General features: G+C 55.1%; 17 protein-coding genes and 1 tRNA gene. 16 read left to right on the plus strand and 2 right to left on the minus strand.

The genetic code is table 11. From position 1 onward, the window contains the following. Window position 1: 1 nt before the first annotated feature. From GSQ70_RS21750 to GSQ70_RS21790, 9 genes are all read left to right on the plus strand, one after another. The gene (locus GSQ70_RS21750) at window positions 2-1,087 is read left to right on the plus strand and encodes a class I SAM-dependent methyltransferase (RefSeq protein WP_158784455.1); all 1,086 of its coding nucleotides are present in this window, start codon (window positions 2-4) and stop codon (window positions 1,085-1,087) included. Window positions 1,088-1,199: 112 nt separating this feature from the next. Continuing rightward, complete coding sequence (locus GSQ70_RS21755) at window positions 1,200-2,168, plus strand: HNH endonuclease signature motif containing protein (protein WP_158784456.1); 969 nt, start codon at window positions 1,200-1,202, stop codon at window positions 2,166-2,168. 144 nt (window positions 2,169-2,312) lie between these two features. Continuing rightward, complete coding sequence (locus tag GSQ70_RS21760; RefSeq protein WP_158784457.1) at window positions 2,313-3,035, plus strand: RNA polymerase sigma factor FliA; 723 nt, start codon at window positions 2,313-2,315, stop codon at window positions 3,033-3,035. Between the two features lie 43 nt (window positions 3,036-3,078). Continuing rightward, complete coding sequence (fliZ, locus tag GSQ70_RS21765; RefSeq protein ID WP_158784458.1) at window positions 3,079-3,582, plus strand: flagella biosynthesis regulatory protein FliZ; 504 nt, start codon at window positions 3,079-3,081, stop codon at window positions 3,580-3,582. A gap of 92 nt (window positions 3,583-3,674) precedes the next feature. Further along, window positions 3,675-4,661, plus strand: coding sequence for a D-cysteine desulfhydrase (locus GSQ70_RS21770; RefSeq protein ID WP_158784459.1), 987 nt, complete (start codon window positions 3,675-3,677; stop codon window positions 4,659-4,661). Window positions 4,662-4,842: 181 nt separating this feature from the next. Next, a complete protein-coding gene (gene tcyJ, locus GSQ70_RS21775) occupies window positions 4,843-5,646 on the plus strand; it encodes a cystine ABC transporter substrate-binding protein (protein ID WP_158784460.1) in 804 nt (267 codons plus the stop codon). Continuing rightward, complete coding sequence (gene tcyL / locus GSQ70_RS21780; protein WP_158784461.1) at window positions 5,646-6,314, plus strand: cystine ABC transporter permease; 669 nt, start codon at window positions 5,646-5,648, stop codon at window positions 6,312-6,314. The genes tcyJ and tcyL overlap by 1 nt, the downstream gene beginning before the upstream one ends. Then, entirely contained in the window at window positions 6,311-7,063 is a 753-nt protein-coding gene (gene tcyN, locus GSQ70_RS21785; protein WP_158784462.1) for an L-cystine ABC transporter ATP-binding protein TcyN, read from the plus strand. Before tcyL ends, tcyN begins: the two co-directional genes overlap by 4 nt. Before the next feature lie 370 nt (window positions 7,064-7,433). Further along, window positions 7,434-8,507, plus strand: coding sequence for an acyltransferase family protein (locus GSQ70_RS21790; RefSeq protein WP_158784463.1), 1,074 nt, complete (start codon window positions 7,434-7,436; stop codon window positions 8,505-8,507). Between the two features lie 42 nt (window positions 8,508-8,549). Here GSQ70_RS21790 and putA read toward each other — a convergent pair whose 3' ends face one another. Continuing rightward, on the minus strand, window positions 8,550-12,500 hold the full coding sequence (putA, locus tag GSQ70_RS21795; protein WP_158784464.1) for a trifunctional transcriptional regulator/proline dehydrogenase/L-glutamate gamma-semialdehyde dehydrogenase: 3,951 nt from the start codon (window positions 12,498-12,500) through the stop codon (window positions 8,550-8,552). A 416-nt stretch (window positions 12,501-12,916) separates the two neighbouring features. Here putA and putP point away from each other — a divergent pair, with 416 nt between their 5' ends. From putP to phoH, 5 genes are all read left to right on the plus strand, one after another. Then, window positions 12,917-14,401: a sodium/proline symporter PutP gene (gene putP, locus GSQ70_RS21800; protein ID WP_158784465.1), complete on the plus strand. Its 1,485-nt coding sequence runs from the start codon at window positions 12,917-12,919 to the stop codon at window positions 14,399-14,401. A gap of 241 nt (window positions 14,402-14,642) precedes the next feature. Beyond that, window positions 14,643-15,476 carry an iron uptake transporter permease EfeU gene (efeU, locus tag GSQ70_RS21805; protein WP_158784466.1) on the plus strand — a complete coding sequence of 278 codons (834 nt, stop codon included), beginning with the start codon at window positions 14,643-14,645 and terminating at the stop codon, window positions 15,474-15,476. Window positions 15,477-15,529: 53 nt separating this feature from the next. Continuing rightward, window positions 15,530-16,654, plus strand: a complete 1,125-nt coding sequence (gene efeO, locus GSQ70_RS21810) for an iron uptake system protein EfeO (RefSeq protein WP_158784467.1) — start codon at window positions 15,530-15,532, stop codon at window positions 16,652-16,654. Between the two features lie 6 nt (window positions 16,655-16,660). Beyond that, a complete protein-coding gene (gene efeB / locus GSQ70_RS21815) occupies window positions 16,661-17,947 on the plus strand; it encodes an iron uptake transporter deferrochelatase/peroxidase subunit (RefSeq protein WP_158784468.1) in 1,287 nt (428 codons plus the stop codon). Between the two features lie 577 nt (window positions 17,948-18,524). Then, on the plus strand, window positions 18,525-19,313 hold the full coding sequence (phoH, locus tag GSQ70_RS21820; protein WP_158784469.1) for a phosphate starvation-inducible protein PhoH: 789 nt from the start codon (window positions 18,525-18,527) through the stop codon (window positions 19,311-19,313). A 251-nt stretch (window positions 19,314-19,564) separates the two neighbouring features. Here phoH and GSQ70_RS21825 read toward each other — a convergent pair. Next, a tRNA-Ser gene (locus GSQ70_RS21825) sits at window positions 19,565-19,652 on the minus strand. Between the two features lie 260 nt (window positions 19,653-19,912). On the opposite strand from GSQ70_RS21825, the gene phoA reads away from it, so the two are divergent. Further along, complete coding sequence (gene phoA, locus GSQ70_RS21830) at window positions 19,913-21,319, plus strand: alkaline phosphatase (protein ID WP_158784470.1); 1,407 nt, start codon at window positions 19,913-19,915, stop codon at window positions 21,317-21,319. 166 nt (window positions 21,320-21,485) lie between these two features. Continuing rightward, the gene (locus GSQ70_RS21835; RefSeq protein ID WP_158784471.1) at window positions 21,486-22,616 is read left to right on the plus strand and encodes a hypothetical protein; all 1,131 of its coding nucleotides are present in this window, start codon (window positions 21,486-21,488) and stop codon (window positions 22,614-22,616) included. Window positions 22,617-22,683 lie beyond the last annotated feature (67 nt).

Consider the following 22,683-nt stretch of genomic DNA (forward strand, 5'->3'; position numbering starts at 1 on the left):
AATGGTGATAAATAAAAAAGTACTGATCTTCCCTTGCCATATTCCCCATGGCGAAGAGTTTGCAAAAACTGTTTCTGCGCTGGGTGTGGAAGTGGTCAGAGCCACTTCTGTGGCAGCAGAGGCTGACAGCGTAATCGGGCAATATCATCTTCCTTTTGTGAATGAATCGGGTTTCCTTCCTGCTTTCCACGCGCTTCTTGAGCAGGAAGATATTGGCTACGTTTATGCTGCTCATGATGTGGTGCTGGATTTTTTGAAAAAACTGCGCACTCAAAATAATTACGGTGAGCGGTTCCAGCTCTGTAATGATTATCAGCACAAAGCTCATCACAACTACTATCACCAGGCAGAAAAATGGGCTAAACAGGCGTTGCGCGATATTACCAGTGAAAAGTATGGCAAGCCGGTTAATCCGCCCTTACGCACTAAGCAATATGCCAATCTTAACCTGGGTTTCCATCACATTCCGGGCCAGAGTGACGGCGATAAATTGCTGGCGCTGGCCAGCGTGTTTACGCTTGCTGTTCCTGGAGATATAGTTGAAATAGGGTGTTTCTGGGGGCGCTCATCTTACGCACTGGCTTTCCTTGCCAGACATCACGGTCTTGGCAGCGTTGTCTCGATTGACCCATGGGATCTGCAGCCAAGCAGCGATCAGGGCGAAGGCACGCAGCTGGTGAATGACGCGGTTAAATTGATCGACTGGGAGCAGGTTTTCCAGGGCTTCCTGACCTCTGTTGCCTCGCTGGATAATATTAACTATATCCGGGATACCTCCAGTGCGGCGGCGGTAAAATATCAGGAACTGCGGCAGTCGGGTGTCCTTCGTACTGCTGAACTGGGTGAGATTTGCATCACCGGCGAGATAGCTGTGCTGCACATCGATGGAAACCATAAGTACGAAGAAGTGAAAAAAGACATTGCCAGCTGGATGCCGTTCATGAAATCCGGTGGCTGGATCCTGCTTGATGACTACGAATGGTCTTTTGGTGATGGGCCACAACGGGCGGGGATGGAGCTCATTGCTGACCCGCGAGTGGCGGGATCATTTGTTGCCAGCGATACACTGTTTGTCCAGTTGAAGTAGATCTTTCCTGCCGGATTTGCCAGTCCTTACAAAAAACATACAGAAATAGCCAGAGCTGCCGATACCCACAGAGATCAATAACTGTGGGTAGATCCCTGTTCTGGAGTGTCCGATGCGCTTCAATTATGACTTGTTACCCGGGGAGCAGCTGTCGTTCGATGAAATCAGCGAACGCTACAGCCAGCGTTATCCCGACGATAAATCGCTGACCAGCCGGGGCTTACTCAGCCCGTCCACGTCCAGTAAGAACTGGACGATCCGTGCGGTCTTTGCCAGTAAAGACAGGCAGATCCCGCTGGAAGATCTGCTGTTTATCGCCAGCGATAATGAACGGAAAAATTATTTGCAGCGCTTTGAACACTATCTGACTCGCCAGGAAAGCTTTCTCTATTTCCGTCGTCCTGCCGATCCGGCACCGTGGAATTCGTGGAAGGTGATGGGTGAGAGCAAGGTATTGGCTATGCTTGATCCTGCGTCGATCATGGCGCAAAGCCTGCTGCAGCAGCGGGGTTATACGCTTACGCTGCTGCGCAGTGAAGATGAGGAAGAGTACTGGCAGCTGTATGACCGGCAGTCGAAACCCTGCTTTGAATACTCCCGTCAGCTGCAATTTATTGTGGTGCTGACTTCGCCGCTGCTGCCGCCACCGGCCGGGGTGATCCAGGGGACTCAGGTAGGGCGGCGGGTGAAAGCCCGGCTCTGGCATCGAGCCAGCCATCAGGAGTTCAACCGGGCGGTTCGCGAGCGTTATGGTGCTTGTGTGATCACCGGTACGTTGCTGACGGATGAACATGCATGGCCCTGGGTGGAAGCCTGCCACATCGACACGCGCGAAAGTGAGCAGGGCTTTATGCTGGATAACAGTACTGATAATGGTCTGTTTCTGCGCAGCGATTTGCAACGCCTCTTTGCCAGCCGGCGGCTGAGCATTGATGCGCAAAATGGTACGGTACAGTTCCGTCGCGCGCTGCAGGAAGATCACACTCTGATGCCGTTTTATCAGGAGCTGGAAGGGAAGGTGTGTGCTTTATGGGCGCAGGTTCCCGTAGCGACTCGTGAGAAGCTGCAAAACATACGTTGAAACACAGCGAGGCGGCAGGGGAACCCGCCGCCTTTCTTCGCAAAATTGAAATAACCCGCCTTTTTTACCGCTATTCCGCCAATCAATCCACCCTACAGAAACAGATAATCGTGCCGATAACTTAACTAACGCAGGGTAGTCAGAGTGAACGATCTATATACCGCCAATGGCGTGATGGATAAAAACTCGCTGTGGCAGCGATATGTGCCACTGGTGCGTCATGAAGCGCTTCGCTTACAGGTCAGGTTGCCTGCCAGCGTGGAGCTGGATGACCTCCTGCAGGCAGGTGGCATCGGGCTGTTGAATGCCGTGGAGCGCTATGACGCGCTGCAGGGAACAGCTTTTACCACCTATGCAGTACAGCGAATTCGTGGCGCGATGCTGGATGAATTGCGAAGCCGTGACTGGGCTCCCCGCAGCGTGCGGCGTAATGCGCGTGAAGTGGCCGGCGCTATGCATCGGGTCGAACAGGCGCTGGGGCGCTCGGCGACCGAGCAGGAAGTGGCTTCGCAGCTGGATGTGTCTCTGGATGAGTACCGTCAAATCCTGCTGGATACCAATAACAGCCAGTTGTTCTCCTACGACGAGTTTCGTGAAGAGCACGGCGACAGCGCGGAGCTGGTGACGGAGGGCCATGAAGAAGCTAACCCGCTGCACCAGTTGATGGAAGGGAATCTTCGTGAACGTGTCATTGAAGCGATTGAGGCTTTGCCCGAGCGCGAAAAAATGGTGCTGACGCTTTATTACCAGGAAGAGCTGAATCTGAAAGAGATTGGCGCAGTGCTGGAAGTCGGGGAATCCCGCGTCAGCCAGTTGCACAGTCAGGCGATCAAACGCCTGCGCGCCCGGTTAACGGGAGCGCGCTGACAGGGTCAGTTTTGCACTCTCAACACCTACCGGGGACTCCAAGATGGGATCCAAAGCGAAAATGAGGCCGTTGAGCCGTTATTTAAAAGACTACAAACACAGCCAGAGTAATTGTTCGCACTGCGGCAAAATATTGGACCGTATGGCACTGGTCTTTCGCGGCCAGATTATTAATAAAGAAGCCATAGCCCGGATGGACCAGCTGATCGACGATCAGGTCTGGCTGAAACTTCAGAATGAGCTGACGGCATTGTGCCGCTTCTGCAGTGATATTTACTGCAATACCCATCCGAATTATTTCGACATCATGGCGTTTAAGCAATATCTGTTTGAGCAGACCGAGATGAGTCACAGTACCATTCGCGAATATGTTGTTCGCCTGCGTCGCCTTGACGATATGCTGTCAGCCCGCAACTTCCCTGCGGAAAAATTGAGTGGTAACAGCTGGCACGAATGTCTGGAGAATGACCTGCCGGATGCCGGAAACAATAACTACCGCATTGCTTTACGCAAATATGACCAGTTTTTAGGCTGGCAGCGCAATTAGGTTGGCGATGACACCCTCTTTTTTTCGTTACCTTTTAGCGTTCTTCTGTAAAACTGTAAGGATAACTTGTTGCGCCGACTTGGGAGGCCTCGTTGTCCTTACATCTTTTACACTCTTTTCCGCGACTGGAACTGCTGGGCGCACCGACGCCTCTTGAGCATCTTCCCCGTCTGTCCGATTATCTCGGGCGTGATATTTTCATTAAGCGTGATGATGTCACACCGGTTGCGATGGGCGGTAACAAACTGCGTAAGCTGGAGTTCCTGGCTGCTGATGCCCTGCGTCAGGGCGCAGATGTGCTGTTGACGGCTGGCGCCATCCAGTCTAACCACGTGCGCCAGACGGCCGCCGTGGCGGCAAAACTCGGGCTGAAATGCGTGGCCCTGCTGGAAAACCCCATCGGCACTGATGCCGAAAACTACCTTTCTAACGGCAATCGCCTGCTGCTTGAGCTGATGGACGCTGAAGTGGTGATGGTCGATGCCCTGCACAGTCCCAATGAACAGCTGGAAGAGCAGGCTACCAGGCTTGAGGCACAGGGTTTCCGTCCTTATGTGGTGCCGGTTGGCGGCTCCAATGCGCTGGGCGCGCTGGGCTACGTTGAGTGTGCACAGGAAATTGCTCATCAGAGCGAAGGCGTGGTGGATTTTGCTGCAGTGGTGGTGGCTTCCGGTAGCGCCGGAACCCACGCCGGGCTGGCCGTTGGCCTGGAGCAGTTGCTGCCCGATACCGAACTGGTTGGCGTGACGGTTTCGCGTAAAGTGGTCGATCAGCTGCCAAAAGTCACCGCGATCCAGCAACAGCTGGCGGCCTCGCTGGAACTGACTGCTTCCGCCCCGATTACCCTGTGGGATGACTACTTCGGTCCACGCTATGGTGAGCAGAACGCAGAGGGAAACGAGGCAATCAAACTGCTGGCCCGGCTGGAAGGGATCTTCCTTGACCCGGTCTATACCGGCAAAGCAATGGCTGGTTTGCTGGACGGTATCAGCCAGAACCGCTTCCGTCGTGAAGGCCCAATTGTCTTCGTGCATACCGGCGGTGCCCCGGCACTGTTCGCTTATCACTCTTTGGTCTAAGCTGGATCTTATTATTCTATCCGGGCGAACGAATTCGCCCCCTACAATGGCGCTGTTAACGTGGGAGACATCTCTCACCAATGCTGCAAGGGGCGGGATTTTCCTCAATGGCCAATAATTTCCTCCTGTGGTCATAGCGAAATATATTCCGTTTGGGATCTGAAAACATAGTGGAGTCCTTATGAATTTCTCTCTGGTTCGTCGCCAACTGGTGATGGGTGTGATGTCTCTGGCGCTGGTAGCGGGTCTCTCCTCCAGTGCATTTGCTGCTGAAGAAAACCTGCTGAATAAGGTGAAAGAGCGCGGTTCACTGCTGGTGGGGCTGGAAGGCACCTATCCGCCGTTCAGCTTCCAGGACGAAAACGGCAAGCTGGCCGGTTTCGAAGTGGATTTTGCCACCGCGCTGGCGCAGCACCTCGGCGTGAAAGCGAGCCTGAAGCCGACCAAATGGGACGGGATGCTGGCTTCGCTGGACTCCAAACGTATTGATGTGGTGATCAACCAGGTGACCATCTCCGACGAGCGTAAGAAGAAATATGACTTCTCCACCCCTTACACAATCTCGGGTATTCAGGCGCTGACCAAAAAAGCCAATGCGGCCAGCATCACCAAACCCGAAGATCTGAGCGGTAAGAAAGTCGGCGTCGGTCTTGGCTCCAACTATGAGCAGTGGGTTCGCGCCAACGTGAAGGACGTGGATGTCCGCACTTATGACGATGACCCGACCAAATATCAGGATCTGCGCGTGGGCCGTATCGATGCCATCCTGGTTGACCGCCTGGCAGCGTTGGATCTGGTGAAAAAAACCGGTGACACGCTGGCAGTCGCCGGTCCTGCCTTCTCCCGTCAGGAGTCTGGCGTTGCGCTGCGCAAAGGGAATACCCAGTTGCTGGACGCCATCAACAAAGCCATTGCCGACATGCAGAAAGACGGTACGATGGCTAAACTGTCGGAAAAATGGTTTGGCGCGGACGTAACTAAATAATGCAGGAAAGTATTCAACTGGTGCTGGATTCAGCACCTTTTTTATTAAAAGGGGCTGTCTTCACGCTGCAGTTAAGCATCGGTGGAATGTTCTTCGGACTGGTGCTCGGGTTTATTCTGGCGATGATGCGCCTGTCGCACTTCTGGCCGATTTCCTGGCTGTCGCGTTTCTACGTATCGGTTTTTCGTGGCACACCGCTGATCGCTCAGCTGTTTATGATCTACTACGGTTTGCCACAGTTCGGTATTGAACTGGATCCGATCCCTTCGGCAATGATTGGCCTGTCGCTGAACACCGCAGCCTATGCCTCTGAGTCACTGCGTGGGGCGATTGCCGCTATCGAGCGGGGACAGTGGGAAGCTGCCGCGAGTATTGGTATGACGCGCTGGCAAACCCTGCGGCGCGTTGTTTTGCCGCAGGCCGCCCGCACCGCGCTGCCACCGTTAGGCAACAGCTTTATCAGCCTGGTGAAGGATACCTCGCTGGCCGCCACCATTCAGGTACCGGAGTTGTTCCGTCAGGCGCAGCTGATCACTTCCCGGACGCTGGAAGTGTTCACCATGTACCTCGCCGCCTCGCTGATTTACTGGGTGATGGCCACGGTACTCTCCTGGCTGCAGAGCAGGCTGGAAGATCGCGTTAATCGTCAGGATCGGGAGCCAAAATGAGTGCCATCGAAGTCAGCAAACTGGTTAAACAGTTCAACGGTCAGACGGTGCTGCAGGGCATTGATCTTGAAGTCGCTTCCGGGGAAGTGGTGGCGATTATCGGCCCCAGCGGCTCGGGTAAAACCACGCTGCTGCGCAGCATTAACCTGCTGGAAACGCCGGACAGCGGTACCATTCAGGTCGGTAATATCCGCATTGACGCCACAGCAGGCATGAACCGGCAGAAAGAGCAGGTTCGTCAGCTGCGCCAGCAGGTGGGCTTTGTGTTCCAGAGCTTCAACCTGTTCCCACACCGCTCGGTGCTGGAAAATATCATTGAAGGGCCAACCATCGTCAAGCGTGAGCCAAAAGCGGAAGCGATTGCCCGTGCCCGACAGCTGCTGGATAAAGTGGGTCTGCATGGCAAAGAGGACAGCTACCCCCGTCGTCTTTCCGGTGGGCAGCAGCAGCGTGTGGCAATCGCCCGTGCGCTGGCCATGAGGCCGGAAGTGATTCTTTTCGACGAACCGACCTCGGCGCTCGATCCGGAGCTGGTGGGGGAAGTGCTAAGCACCATCCGCGCACTGGCAGAAGAGAAGCGAACGATGGTGATAGTGACCCACGAAATGAGCTTTGCCCGTGATGTGGCCGATCGCGCCATCTTTATGGATCAGGGGAAAATTGTGGAACAGGGCCCGGCGAAAGAGCTGTTCGCTAACCCACAGCAGCCCCGTTCCCGCCAGTTTCTCGACAAGTTTTTAAATGCATAACGGAATTATCGCCGGTCGATCCGGCGAAGTTCCTGGTCGGGCCAGCGCGGCCTGACTTTCCGTAAGGTTAATCTTAAATATCTTTTCAGCAGACTCAGATAAATGGCTGTTCAGATATTTCCTGGTGTTTTTACGCTTTACTTATGTATGGCGTAACAGCCCCATTTAAGATAAAGCTCATGGTCATTTAAATAATAAAAGTAAATAATATGTGAAGTATATAATGATTCCTTTGGGGCCGATAATATCGGCCTTTTGTATTTTATTATTGTCATATTCAGTGCCAGGAAATAATAAAAAATACACATTGTCGGGATTCAGTATTCACCCGAAAATTTACACATCTACAGATAACGGTCGGAGTAATATAATGAATACTACTCAGAAAAAAGACATCACCTGGGTCAACAGCCTTAAGGGTGGGTGTATTTTACTTGTCGTACTGTATCACGTGGTTTTGCCAGGCTATGCCGAAATGATCCCCCATCTGACCGCAGGGTTTATCCCGGCGAAATTGTGGGTGGCGTTCAATTATTATCTCTCACCGCTGCGTATGCCCGCTTTCTTCTTCGTTTCCGGGCTGCTGGCAACCAACGGCATTATCAATCGTCCGTGGAAGCAGGTTTTTACCAGTCGTGTCACTAACTTATTTTATCTTTATTTCCTCTGGGGAATAATTCAGTGGCTGATGATCCGCGGGGTATCCAATGAAATCATGGGTGCGCAACTGTCAAACAATACCAATGCGGCCTGGGCTGATTCCCCAATGGAATTTATCAAGCTGATGCTGCTGGCGATGAGTTCATCGTGGTATTTATATGCGCTGGGGCTGTTCTTTGTCTTTGCCAAAATCTTCAAAGAACAAAAGGCGGCGATGATGATTATTGCTCTGATGCTGAATTATGCCGCCGTGACTAAAATCATCCCTGGCTGGGGTCCGGAGAGCCTGTCGCAGTATCTTATCTTCTTCCTGCTGGGCACGTTCTGCAGCAATATAATGATGCGCTGGAGTGAATGGCACCGCAGTAATTTTCTGCCATGGGCGGCGCTGGTAGTGCTGGCTGGTGCGCATGCCGCGATGGGCGTTCCGGGAAGTCTGTTCCTCTGCGTGTTGGCGATCCTGATGTGTATCGCCCTCTGTCGGGCGCTGAATAAAGTGTTCACTATGAACTGGCTGAACTGGATTGGTCGCAACACGCTGCAAATCTACGTGCTGCACCGCATTTTTATCGAGTTCTTTGGCATGTCAGCCATTCTGTTTGCAGAACGGCACCATCTCTTTGCCAGCAAAGCGTTCTCGATGCTGTGGGCGGTCGGTTTCCCGATTGCGATGGTTGCGGTCTGTGCTGCCTGTTCGGTGGGGATCTGGACGCTGCTGAACCGCGGCGTGGGGAAAAACCTGTTTATCTATCCGAAGCTGCTGCGAATGAAGTTTGATGTCTGATGAAAAGGGGCGGGATCTGACTACCGCCCCTTGCTTTACCTGTTAACCAATCGTCATCAGGCTGGCGTTCCCGCCCGCCGCTGCGGTATTAACGCTGAGAGAGCGCTCAATCAGCAGGCGCTCCAGCAGCAGATTGGTTTCCCGGCGGGCAAAGCCCTGCACAGAAACAATTGCTCCTTCACGTGCCGCCACGGCCTCGCAAACTGTCCGCAACTGATCGGCATCACCGTGATAAATCACCGCATCGAACTCGTTCTGCTGTGCGATCGGATCGGCCGCAAAGTCGATACGTTCCTTCACTGCTGCGGGCAGCTTTTTAAACACCGCGCGATGCATTTCGTCATCGCTCCACAACGCACGGCTGCCCGTTGCCGTCACCGCAGCCAGCTGGATCAACGTATCTTCTTCGTTATCCGCCAGGCACAGCACCCGCTCACGCGGCAGCAGGGCGAAGGTGTTGCGTTCACCTGTCGGTCCCGGCAGCAGGCGAACGGTCCCGCCCTGGGCCTGCTCGGCATAACGGGTGCACAGGGCTGCCAGATCCGCATTATCTTTTGCCCACCCGGTCAGCGCCTGATGGGCCGCCAGCAGAGTCGGGCGCAGTGCCGCATCGACCGGGCGTTCCCCATCCTGACGATCCAGCGTCACACGCAGCGCACCTTCCGGCCGGTTGGAAAGCAGGCGGTACAGATACAGAGGGCCGCCTGCTTTTGGACCGGTGCCGGAGAGGCCTTCCCCACCAAACGGCTGCACGCCAACTACCGCACCGACCATATTCCGGTTCACATAGAGGTTGCCCACATGCGCCCGGTTGGTGACCTGGCTGATGGTCTCATCGATACGGGTATGGACGCCCAGCGTCAGGCCGTAACCGGAAGCGTTGATCTGTTCAATCACCTGCGGCAGCGTGCTGCGGTTGTAGCGCACCACGTGCAGCACCGGCCCGAACACTTCTTTATCCAGGTCGGCAACGCTCTGCAGCTCAATCAGCGTGGGCTGAATAAATGTGCCGCTCTGCCACTCTTTACTGTCCTGCTCGTTCGGCTGGGCGGCCTGGTATACGGCCATCCCTTTGGTGCGCATTGCCTGGATGTGACGCTCGATATTCTGCTTCGCTTCGGCATCAATCACCGGCCCGATATCGGTGGAGAGGCGCTCAGGATTCCCCATGCGGCACTCGGCCATTGCGCCGCGCAGCATCTTCAGGGTGTGGTCCGCCACGTCTTCCTGTACACAGAGCAGACGCAGAGCGGAACAACGCTGGCCGGCACTGTCGAACGCAGAAGCGACGATGTCGATCACCACCTGTTCGGTCAGCGCGGAAGAGTCAACGATCATCGCGTTCATGCCACCGGTTTCCGCGATCAGCGGAGTCGGGCGCCCCTGCGGATCCAGACGCCCGGCCAGGTTGCGCTGCAGCAATGTGGCAACCGCTGTCGAACCGGTGAACATCACGCCACGCACGCGAGGATCGCCAGTCAGTTGAGCGCCCACTGTTTCACCCAGGCCTGGCAGTAATTGCAGTGCGCCAGCGGGGACGCCTGCTTCATGCAGCAATGCCACGGCAGCGGCTGCCACCAGTGGCGTTTGTTCAGCCGGTTTCGCCAGCACGCTGTTTCCCGCCGCAAGCGCAGCAGCAATCTGACCGGTGAAAATTGCCAGCGGGAAGTTCCACGGGCTGATGCAGACGACCGGCCCCAGTGGACGGTGGGTCTCGTTGTCGAAATCTTCACGAACCTGGCCCGCGTAGTAATACAGGAAGTCGACGGCTTCACGCACTTCAGCAATCGCGTTGCTGAAGGTTTTACCCGCTTCGCGCACCAGAATGCCGAGCAGACGCTGCAGCTGCCCTTCCATCAGGATCGCGGCACGCTCAAGAATGGCGGCACGCTCCTGCGGTGGGGTGGCGAACCAGATCGGTCCGGCGTTCACTGCGGCATCCAGCGCGGTGGAAACATCTGCCTCGCTGGCGTAACGCACATAGCCGACAATGTCAGCCGGTTCCGCCGGGTTGATCACCGGCAGCGGCTCGCCACTGTTTGCCTCACCGTCAATCATCGGCACGGCCTGCCACGGCTGGATTGCGCTGTTGAGTAGGGCGCTGGACAGTGAGGCCAGACGATGTTCGTTAGCCATATCCAGCCCGGCTGAATTCTGGCGTTCAGGACCATACAGATCGCGCGGCAGAGGAATTTTAGGATGCGGCAGGCCAACGGCTCCTTCGGTCCGCGCCATCTTCTCTACGTCTTCTACCGGATCGGCAACCAGGTCTTCGATGGCCAGTGTGTTATCCGCGATGCGGTTTACAAACGAGGTGTTGGCCCCGTTTTCCAGCAGGCGGCGCACCAGGTAGGCCAGCAACGTTTCGTGAGTTCCCACCGGCGCATAAATCCGGCATGGACGGTTGAGCTTTCCGTCGGCCACTTTGCCCACCACCTGCTCATACAGCGGTTCGCCCATGCCGTGCAGGCACTGAAACTCGTACTGACCAGGATAGTAGTTATTGCCCGCCAGCTGGTAGATCGCCGCCAGCGTATGGGCGTTGTGGGTGGCGAACTGCGGATAGATCAGGTTCGGCACCGCCAGCAGTTTGCGGGCGCAGGCCAGATAAGAGATGTCGGTATAGACCTTACGGGTATAGACAGGATAGCCTTCCAGCCCCTCCACCTGGGCACGTTTAATCTCGCTGTCCCAGTAAGCCCCTTTCACCAGGCGGATCATCAGACGACGACGGCTGCGCTGCGCCATGTCGATCAGGGAATCGATCACAAACGGGCAGCGTTTCTGATAGGCCTGGATCACAAAGCCAATGCCGTTCCAGCCCTCAAGATCTGGCTCGAAGCAGAGTTTCTCCAGCAGATCGAGTGACAGCTCCAGCCGGTCGGCTTCTTCCGCATCAATATTGATCCCGATGTCGTAAGAGCGGGCCAGCAGGGTCAGCGATTTGAGGATCGGATAAAGCTCGCTGATCACGCGGTCGTACTGTGCACGGCTGTAACGTGGATGCAGGGCAGAGAGCTTGATGGAGATGCCCGGCCCTTCATAAATACCGCGGCCATTCGAGGCTTTGCCGATGGCGTGGATCGCCTGCTGATAGGAAACCAGATAGGCCTTTGCATCCTGCGCGGTGAGGGCGGCTTCGCCCAGCATATCGTAGGAGTAGCGGAAGCCTTTCTCTTCCAGCTTGCGGGCATTCGCCAGCGCTTCGGCAATCGTCTCGCCGGTCACAAACTGCTCGCCCATCAGGCGCATTGCCATATCCACGCCTTTGCGGATTAAAGGCTCGCCGCTCTTACCGATAATGCGGTTAAGCGAGCGGGAAAGATTGGCTTCGTTATGAGTAGAGACCAGGCGGCCGGTGAACAGCAGGCCCCAGGTGGCAGCGTTAACAAACAGGGAAGGGCTGCGGCCCAGGTGTGACTGCCAGTTACCGTTGCTGATTTTATCGCGGATCAGCGCGTCGCGGGTGGGTTTGTCGGGAATACGCAACAGTGCTTCTGCCAGGCACATCAGTGCAACCCCTTCCTGTGAGGATAAGGAGAACTCCTGCAGCAGGCTTTGCACCATTCCGGCACGACCGGTTGCACCTTTCTGGTGCCTCAGACTGGTCGCCAGCTGATGAGCCAAACGGTAGGTTTGCTGCGCCAGTGCGGCAGGCAGACGCGCCTGTTCCAGTATCATTGGCACCGCTTCCGTTTCAGGACGACGCCATGCGGAGGTGATAGCCGCGCGGCTCACCGACTGTGGCAATATGGCCTCGGCGAAGTCGAGGAAGGGCTGACGCGGTTCTTCAGCAGGGGAGTCTTCGACTTCCTGCACTACCGCCTGTAAAGGAATTTCCGGCAGGGCATCGCCACGTTCCAGCTGCTCCAGATAGTTAAAGATAGCCTGTTTAATCAGCCAGTGTGGGGTGCGATCAATCTGGCTGGCCGCCTGTCTGATCCGCTCGCGCGTGGCTTCATCCAGCTTCACGCCCATGGTGGTTGTGCCCATGCCTGAGAACTCCTTGCAAAGAAATTACGATGTTGGCAAGCAATATCACTTAAGTTGCAACTTTGTGCAACCGTGTTAAATGTGACCCCGTTTGCAGACTTTAAATCCACCGCTGGAAAAGCGGCATGGTTATTGCTGCAAGATTTCGGCCAGAGTGTGGAGTGGCAATAATACCTGGTTTTAAAGAGGTTTTTTTTGGGGTGCAACCAGCGATACTGTGATCCAGTGCAACCTGTTGACACTTTATCCGTACCGGAAGGTGAAATGACTGTAACTGCTGTGTTAAATCATTTGTGCGTAAAAGCGGTTTACGGCAGGATACCCCGCCCCGGGTTAACGATGGTGGCGCTGCTACGTTCCGGCAGTGCTGGCTGAAAGCCCGGATTGCGCTTTAACAATTATAAATGGAGAGCCTGATGACAGTAAGCACACCAATGATGGTGACTTTTAGCGTTTATATCTTCGGCATGGTGCTGATCGGTTTTATTGCCTGGCGATCGACCAGGAATTTTGATGACTACATCCTTGGCGGACGAAGTCTGGGAAGCCTGGTTACCGCGTTGTCCGCCGGCGCTTCTGATATGAGCGGCTGGTTGCTGATGGGCCTGCCCGGCGCGATCTTCCTCTCGGGCATCTCCGAAAGCTGGATTGCCATTGGCCTGACTATCGGGGCCTGGCTCAACTGGAAAATTGTTGCTGGCCGCCTGCGCGTGCAGACCGAGCATCATGACAACGCGCTGACGTTGCCTGACTTTTTCTCCAGCCGTTTTGAGGACAAAAGCAAACTGCTGCGGGTAATATCCGCGCTGGTTATTCTGGTCTTCTTCACTATCTACTGTGCTTCCGGCATCGTGGCAGGGGCGCGCTTGTTCGAAAGCACCTTCGGTATGAGCTATGAAACGGCGCTGTGGGCCGGTGCTGCTGCGACTATTGTTTATACCTTTGTCGGCGGGTTCCTCGCCGTGAGCTGGACCGATACCGTGCAGGCCAGCCTGATGATCTTCGCGCTGATCCTCACGCCGGTGATGGTCATTTTCGCGGTAGGTGGCCTGGGCGATTCGCTGGCTGTCATTGAGGCAAAGAGCGTTGAAAACCTCGATATGCTGAAGAACCTGAACTTCGTGGCGGTGATTTCTCTGCTGGGCTGGGGACTGGGTTACTTCGGTCAGCCGCATATTCTTGCCCGCTTTATGGCGGCAGATTCGCACCGCTCAATCCGTACCGCCCGCCGTATCGGTATGGCGTGGATGATCCTGTGCCTGGCTGGCGCCGTGGCCGTCGGCTTCTTTGGCATTGCTTACTTCCAGAACCATCCGGAGCAGGCCGCAGGCGTAACTCAGAATGGCGAGCGGATCTTTATTGAGCTGGCCCGTATTCTGTTCAATCCCTGGATTGCCGGCATTCTGCTGTCGGCCATTCTGGCCGCGGTGATGTCCACCCTGAGCTGCCAGCTGCTGGTATGCTCCTCGGCGCTGACTGAAGATCTGTATAAAAACTTCCTGCGCAAGCACGCATCCCAGCGCGAGCTGGTCTGGGTTGGACGTGCGATGGTACTGCTGGTGGCGGTGATTGCTATTGCGCTGGCCTCCAATCCTGAAAACCGCGTGCTGGGCCTGGTGAGCTACGCCTGGGCCGGTTTTGGTGCCGCCTTCGGTCCGGTGGTGCTGTTCTCGCTGATCTGGAAGCGGATGACCCGCAACGGCGCACTCGCCGGGATGGTGATCGGCGCGGCGACCGTGCTGGTATGGAAACAGTATGCCTGGCTGGATCTGTATGAAATCATCCCTGGCTTCCTGTTCGCCAGCGTGGCGATCGTGCTGGTCAGCCTGATGGGCCGCGAGCCTTCAGCCGCAGCGCAGCAACGTTTTGCCGCTGCCGAGGCCGAATATAACGCGGATTAAACTTTTCGGGCCGCACTCCGCGGCCCCTTTTCTTAACGCCCTCTGACTTCCACTTAATTCCAGCATTAGCCCTCCCTGTCCCCTCTCCTCAGGCTCAGCACACTTGTCGCTGCTTTTTGGCAAAATACGAAAATACCCGGTCGCCCACTTGTATTTTCTTGCACGATAATGATAATCGGTATCGTTTCGATTTACGTTTCTTTACCCGAACTGAACTTCTTTCACACTCGAGGGTGTTGGCATGTTTGTCCCGTTTCTCATTATGTTACGCGAAGGGCTGGAAGCCGCGCTGATCGTCAGCCTGATTGCCAGTTACCTGAAGCGCACCCAACGCAGTGAATGGTTTGGGGCGATGTGGGCAGGGGTGTTTCTCGCCGCCGCGCTGTGCCTCGGTTTGGGCTATTTCATCAATGAAACCACCGGCGAGTTCCCGCAGAAAGAGCAGGAGCTGTTCGAGGGAATTGTGGCGGTGATCGCCGTCTGTATCCTGACCTGGATGGTGTTCTGGATGCGCAAAGTGTCACGCAACGTGAAGGCGCAACTGGAAGGCGCAGTCGACAACGCCCTGCAGAAAGGCAAGGGCAGTGGCTGGGCGCTGATTGGCATGGTGTTCCTGGCCGTGGCGCGCGAAGGGCTGGAGTCGGTATTCTTCCTGCTGGCGGCATTCCAGCAGGACGTTGGCATTGCACCTCCTCTCGGAGCGATGCTGGGCCTGGCGACCGCCATCATCCTTGGCATGTTGCTCTACTGGGGCGGCGTGCGTCTGAACCTGGCGGCATTCTTCAAATGGACCAGCCTGTTCATTCTCTTTGTTGCTGCCGGGCTCGCCGCTGGTGCGATCCGCGCCTTCCATGAGGCCGGTTTGTGGAACCACTTCCAGGACGTGGCGTTTGACCTGAGCAACTCGCTCTCCACCAGCACGCTGTTCGGTACGCTGCTGGAAGGCTTCTTCGGCTACCAGGAAACCCCAAGCGTCAGCGAAGTGGCGGTCTGGTTTATCTATTTAATACCCGCGCTACTGCTGTTCTTTTTGCCAGCGCGCCCTGAGGCTGCTGCAATACGCACTTCGCGTTAAGCCTCTCTCCGTGCCTGCCTGGCAGGCATTACTTTTTTCACAGGGATTAACTTATGACTCTTCGTTTTCGTCAGTCTGCGCTGACTGCTGCACTCCTTGCTCTGCTGGCCGGTTCTTCTGCTGCGATGGCGGCGGATGTTCCTCAGGTTAAAATCACTGTGAATGACAAACAGTGCGATCCGATGACCGTTACCGTCAACGCCGGTAAAACCCAGTTTGTGATCCAGAACAACAGCCAGAAAGGGCTGGAGTGGGAGATCCTGAAAGGGGTGATGGTGGTGGAAGAGCGCGAGAATATTGCGCCAGGTTTCACGCAGAAACTGACCGCCAACCTGGAAGCGGGTGAGTACGACCTTACCTGCGGCCTGCTGAGCAACCCGAAAGGCAAGCTGATTGTGAAAGGGACCAACGGCCCATCCAACGGCAAGCCGGACGTGATGCAGCTGGTGGGGCCGATTGCAGAATACAAGGTGTATGTCACCAAAGAAGTGGCCGAACTGGTTGCCGGAACCAAAGCCTTCACTGACGCGGTGAAAGCGGGTGATATCGAAAAAGCCAAAGCCCTGTATGCGCCAACCCGTAAACACTACGAGCGTATCGAACCGATTGCCGAGCTGTTCTCCGATCTCGACAGCAGCATTGATGCCCGTGAAGATGACTACGAGAAGAAAGCTGAAGATCCTAAGTTCACCGGCTGGCACCGCCTGGAAAAAGCGCTTTTTGGTGACAACAGCACCAAAGGCATGAGCGAGTATGCTGACAAGCTGAACACCGACACGCTGGATCTGCAGAAGCGCGTTGACGAGCTGGCCTTCCCGCCGAGCAAAGTCGTCGGTGGCGCTGCGGGTCTGATCGAAGAGGTTGCCTCCAGCAAGATCTCCGGCGAAGAAGACCGTTACAGCCGTACCGATCTCTCTGACTTCCAGGCGAACGTCGATGGCGCACAGAAAATTGTCGACCTGCTGCGTCCAATGCTGCAGAAAGCCGATGCCGCGCTGCTGGCTAAAGTTGATGCCAACTTCAGGAAAGTTGACAGCATTCTCTCGAAATATCGTACTAAAGACGGCTACGAATCTTACGACAAGCTGACCGACGCTGACCGCAATGCGATGAAAGGCCCGATCACCACCCTGGCGGAAGATTTGTCCAAACTGCGTGGTACGCTGGGTCTGGATTAATTGATCATGGCAAGACAACCTTCTGACGACGCACTGCTCGCTTCGCGTCGTCGTTTACTGAAAGGCATGGGCATCCTCAGCGGTGCCCTCGCTGTCAGCGGCGGCTGTCCGGTTCATGCCGCCCCGGATAATAAATCCTTCTCGCCGGGTGCGTTGTCACCTAATGCCCGGCAGGAAGCGCAGCCTTACTATGGCCCGCATCAGGCGGGCATCATCACGCCGCAACAGGCGTCGATGATGCTGGTGGCCTTCGACGTGCTGGCAACGGATAAGGCCGATCTGGAACGCCTGTTCCGCCTGCTGGATAACCGCATCGCTTTTCTCACCAAAGGTGGGAAAGCGCCGCTGGTGACCAATCCGCAGCTGCCGCCAATGGACTCCGGGATCCTCGGTGATGATATCTATCCGGATAACCTGACCATTACCGTTTCAGCCGGTCACTCACTGTTCGACGACCGCTATGGTCTGCAGGCCCACAAGCCGCTGAAGCTGCAGGCAATGACCCGCTTTCCTAACGATGCGCTGGATGGCAGCCTGTGTCACGGCGATCTGTTGCTGCAAATCTGCGCCAATACCAACGACACGGTGATCCACGCGCTGCGCGATATCATCAAGCACTCGCCGGATCTTCTCAGCGTGCGCTGGCGGCGGGAAGGGTTTATTTCAGACCATGCCGCACGCAGCAAAGGGAAAGAGACGCCGATTAACCTGCTGGGTTTTAAGGATGGTACGGCCAATCCTGACACCACCAATCAGCCGCTGATGGAGTCCATTCTGTGGGTGTCGGCGGAGCAGGGGGAACCGGCCTGGGCGGTGAACGGCAGCTATCAGGCGGCGCGAATTATCCAGTTTCACGTGGAATTCTGGGATCGTACGCCGCTGCAGGAGCAGCAGACCATCTTTGGCCGCGTTAAGCACAGCGGCGCGCCTCTGGGGATGCAGAACGAGCACGATGTGCCGGATTATGCCAGCGATCCTGACGGCAACATCACGCCAATGGATGCCCATATTCGCCTGGCTAACCCGCGTACGCCGGAAACGCAAAATAACCTGATGTTGCGCCGTGGCTACAGTTATTCCCTTGGCGTTTCCAATGCCGGGCAGCTGGAAATGGGCCTGCTTTTCGTCTGTTATCAGCATGATTTGGAAAAAGGCTTTCTGACTGTGCAAAAAAGGCTCAACGGCGAAGCGCTTGAAGAATATATCAGGCCGATTGGCGGCGGTTACTTTTTTGTTCTGCCGGGTGTTCCTGATGATAAACATTATCTTGGGCAATCTTTGCTGGAAGCATGAGTGATTTTTTCTGGCCTCCTGCCCGTGTTCCGTGCGGGAGGTTATTTTTTGCGCAAATAAACCACTCGGTCCATTTTCCTGACCAGATGACGAAAGTTCCTAAATATTTTTCAGCTGTCGTTATTATCCAACTGCATGATTTACAAGATAAGTTTAATTTAGTAACGCTTTACTTCCCGGTTATATTGGAATTTTTACTCGTCTGAAGTAAAAATTGATGTTGCATTCAGGTTCAAATCTGTTGCACTTTATTCACATCAGATGTCGGCAGTGTTCCTGTGTCCACCACGGAGATCGCGAATGGTAAAGTCCTTTAACGGACAGCAGCGTCAGAAAATACATATCGCTTACCCTCGCGAGGGCCTTACTGCCCCAACGACTTCCTCTTCTCTTTACCCTTCCAGCATTCATTCTGAATTCAGTGTAACCCGGTGCCCGGCGGCGTTCGTACAACGCTGTGTACCGCTCTTAACGGCCAGACAAGGCTTAAAAGGAAGCCACCAAAACCTCTAAAGCGTTCACGTAATCGCGTCGATAATAAAGATGCGGGAAATGAAACCAACTGTAAGGTGCCACTATGGGAAGACAGAAAGCAGTGATCAAAGCTCGTCGTGAAGCAAAACGTGTGCTTCGTAGCGATTCACGCAGTCACCGTCAGCGTGAAGAAGAATCGGTCACCTCGCTGGTGCAGATGGGTGGGTTGGACTCCATTGGCATGGCTCGCGACACCCGCGACCACTCGCCGATTGAAGCCCGTAATGAAGCTCAGGCGCACTATCTCAAAGCCATAGAAAGCAAACAGCTGATCTTCGCCACCGGCGAAGCAGGCTGCGGTAAAACCTGGATCAGCGCCGCAAAAGCGGCCGAGGCCCTGATACATAAGGATGTTGACAGGATTATAGTGACGCGGCCTGTGCTGCAGGCGGATGAGGATCTCGGGTTCCTGCCCGGGGATATCTCAGAGAAATTCGCTCCGTACTTCCGGCCCGTGTATGACGTTCTGGTTAAACGTCTCGGTTCTTCCTTTATGCAATATTGTCTGCGTCCCGAAATCGGTAAGGTGGAGATCGCTCCCTTTGCCTATATGCGTGGGCGTACCTTCGAAAATGCCGTGGTGATCCTGGATGAGGCGCAAAATGTCACCGCCGCTCAGATGAAGATGTTCCTGACCCGCCTCGGGGAAAACGTCACCGTTATCGTCAACGGCGATGTCACCCAGTGTGACCTGCCGTCCCATGTGCAGTCCGGTCTCAGCGATGCCCTGGCCCGCTTTGAGGATGACGACATGGTAAGCGTGGTGCGTTTTGGTAAAGAAGACTGCGTACGATCACAGCTCTGCCAGCGTACGCTGTTGGCCTACGGTTAATCACCGCTTAACGCTGACTCTGTAAGATATAATCAAGCCCGGACGAGAGTCCGGGCTTCTTTTTGAATTATGGCGGTGAGGGGGGGATTGACTCGCTTTGCTCGCCCTTCGGGCAGTTCGTCCGCGCGGCGTCCGATCTGTCCAACCGGCTAAAGCCGGTTGTCGAACCCCGGCGGGGTTTCTCACCCACCCTCTACTGAGCTTTATGCGAAAAAAAGCCCGAACGTGAGTTCAGGCTCTTCTTTGAATTATGGCGGTGAGGGGGGGATTCGAACCCCCGATACGTTGCCGTATACACACTTTCCAGGCGTGCTCCTTCAGCCACTCGGACACCTCACCACAATTTTGTACTGCTTCGCCGGCTGGGGCGACGGGGCGCTACTATAGGGAGTCGCCTGATTCTGGTCAAGAAAAATTTTCTTTTTATTCTGGCAGGTTAAGACCTGGCCAGCTCCCGTTCCGCGCGGCTGTCAGAGCTTGCAGTCAGTGCGGGAAAATGTCATCAGGATGACATTTATCTGACGCAAAAATGACATGGTTGTGTCGCAGACTGACTCCCTGAAACTTTTAGCAAAACTTTTTCACGGAGCGTCGACTTAATGAAACATAAAACCCTGTTCACCCTGTCCCTGATCGCCATCGTCTTATCGGCTAATGCCTGGGCTGATATTGCAGCATACAGCCGCGCTGCTCAGGGAGATATCACCCAACCGGGCGGAGCACGTCGTCTGACAGAGGATCAGACCGAAGCGCTGAAAGCCTCCCTCAGCAACAGCAAGGCGAAGAATGTCATCCTGCTGATTGGCGATGGTATGGGGGATTCAGAAATCACTGTCGCACGTAACTATGCGGAAGGAGCAGGCGGTTTTTTTAAAGGGATTGATGCTCTGCCGTTAACCGGCCAGTACACGCATTATGCGCTGGATAAAAAAACGCATAAGCCTGACTACGTCACCGATTCTGCTGCCTCGGCCACGGCATGGAGCACCGGCGTTAAATCTTATAACGGGGCAATCGGCGTGGATGTGACTGGCAAAGATCATCCGACAATAATGGAACTGGCTAAAGCCGCAGGCAAAGCAACCGGTAACGTCTCCACGGCCGGGCTGGAAGATGCCACACCTGCCGCGCAAATTGCTCATGTCACTTCCCGTAAATGCTACGGCCCGGAAAAGACCAGTGAGGTTTGCCCGGCGAACGCGCTGGAGAAGGGTGGCAAGGGATCGATAGCCGAACAGTTGCTGAATGCCCGCGCTGATGTCACGTTGGGCGGCGGTGGCAAAACATTCAGCGAAACGGCGAAGGCTGGCGAGTGGCAGGGTAAGACACTGGAAGAGCAGGCTAAGCTGCGCGGTTACCAGTTAATCAGCGATTTGAACAGTCTGAATGCAGTTACAGAAGCCAGCCAGGCTAAACCCGTGCTGGGACTGTTTGCTGGCGGCAATATGCCGGTGCGCTGGAAAGGCCCGAAAGCCACCTATCACGGTAACCTGGACGGCAAAACGGTGACCTGTGAAGTGAATGCGGAGCGTCCGGCTTCGACGCCAACTCTGGCGCAGATGACGGATAAGGCCATCCAGCTACTGAGCAAAAATGAGAACGGCTTCTTCCTGCAGGTGGAAGGGGCTTCTATCGACAAGCAGGACCACGCGGCCAATCCTTGTGGGCAGATCGGTGAAACGGTGGACCTGGACGAAGTGGTACAGCAGGCGCTGGAGTTTGCCCGTAAAGAGGGCAACACGCTGGTGGTGGTAACCGCCGATCATGCACACGCAAGCCAGATCATTGCTAATGACAGCAAAGCACCGGGACTGACGCAAACGCTGAATACTAAAGAGGGCGGCCTGATGACTATCAGCTACGGCAACTCAGAAGAGGATTCGCAGGGCCATACCGGTACACAGTTGCGTATCGCAGCCTTTGGTCCTCATGCCGCGAATGTGGTCGGGCTGACTGATCAGACTGACCTGTTCTACACGCTGAAAACGGCGATGGAGATTAAGTAACTTTTGCAGGTTGACGTGTTACTAACGCTGCCGGTGCCCGCCAGTATACTGTTGTGGTGTTACAGCCCGGGCCGGCAGCTATTTTGTTAAATTTTGCACTGAACGGAACCAGTGGCACTGTTTTTTCACTTACGTTTACACCCTAACTCACCGTGTGGAAAATCCTATGTCAGTGGACAGTCTCAGATCGGCGGGCTACATCCATCATCCGCAACCATCAGAAAACAGTTTTGGTTCAGGCTTTGGGACTTCGGATCTGTCCGGTAAAACAAACACCTCAGGACAGTCCGGCGGCGGCATTAATTATGGCGCGGCACAATCTGGTGGCAGCGTCTTGAACTTCGGCAACACCCTGTCGCAAAGTCATGCTGCAGTTGGTGATGCTGGTTCTGGCAGCAATACACAAAATTCTGGCGGAGAACTCAATCAGCAGATTTTGCAGGTCATGAGTGAACTGCTCAAAATGGTGATGCAGCTTCTGCAGCAAAATAGTGGCAACAGCAATAACGACAGCAGCAGCTCGTCAGCAACAAGTTCTGGTAGTTCAGGCAATGGTTCGCCAGCCGCTGATGTTGGCGCGGCAACCGCCAGCAACGTAGCGCAACCGCAGGTGAATGCGGGCGCTACCATCCCGGCACAATCAGCACCTTCCACCGCCATCGATTCCAGTGGCGCTGATGATCTGTCCTCTTCAACGACCAGCCCGGATCCTGCATCCGATGCCAGTGCTGCCCCGGCTTCAGGCAAGTCGGTGGGGAGCGGGCCGCGATCGTTCGATATTACCAATAACGAAGACCATGATATTTCGCTCGGAATGTTCGACAAGGACAATAATAAAGTCGCGGAGATGAAGCTCAAACCCGGTGAGACGGGAACAATGAACTACCAGAATGATTTTACCGGCGTAATCAAGCAGGCGGACGCCGACGGTAAATATCAGGACAGCGCCAGCCGACTTGAGTTTTACAATGGTTTTGTGAATACCAGCGACATCGATGGACGTAACGCATCAATCAGCGCTACCGATCACAATGGTTTTAATATTGGGGACAACAAAAGTATCGCTGACGGTGCTCCGTCCAATATCGTTTCAGAAGACAGTGCCGGTGATAAAACTATTGCAGGCTGGTACGACGGCTCAAGCGATACCATGAAGGCGGGTGGGCAGTATATGGAAGATCAGTTGGGCACTGGTGATACCTATATCCACCCGAATGACGATCGGCTCGGGCAGGGCAGCAATCCGATGCGCCATACCGATGCGATGAACATTGATGTGAGCTTTGGTAAAGCGTAAAAGCCGTTTGTCGAACCCCGGCGGGGTTTCTCACCCACCCTCTACTGAGCTTTATGCGAAAAAAAGC

This window comes from Pantoea sp. BAV 3049 (assembly GCF_009765445.1).
GTDB lineage: Bacteria > Pseudomonadota > Gammaproteobacteria > Enterobacterales > Enterobacteriaceae > Erwinia.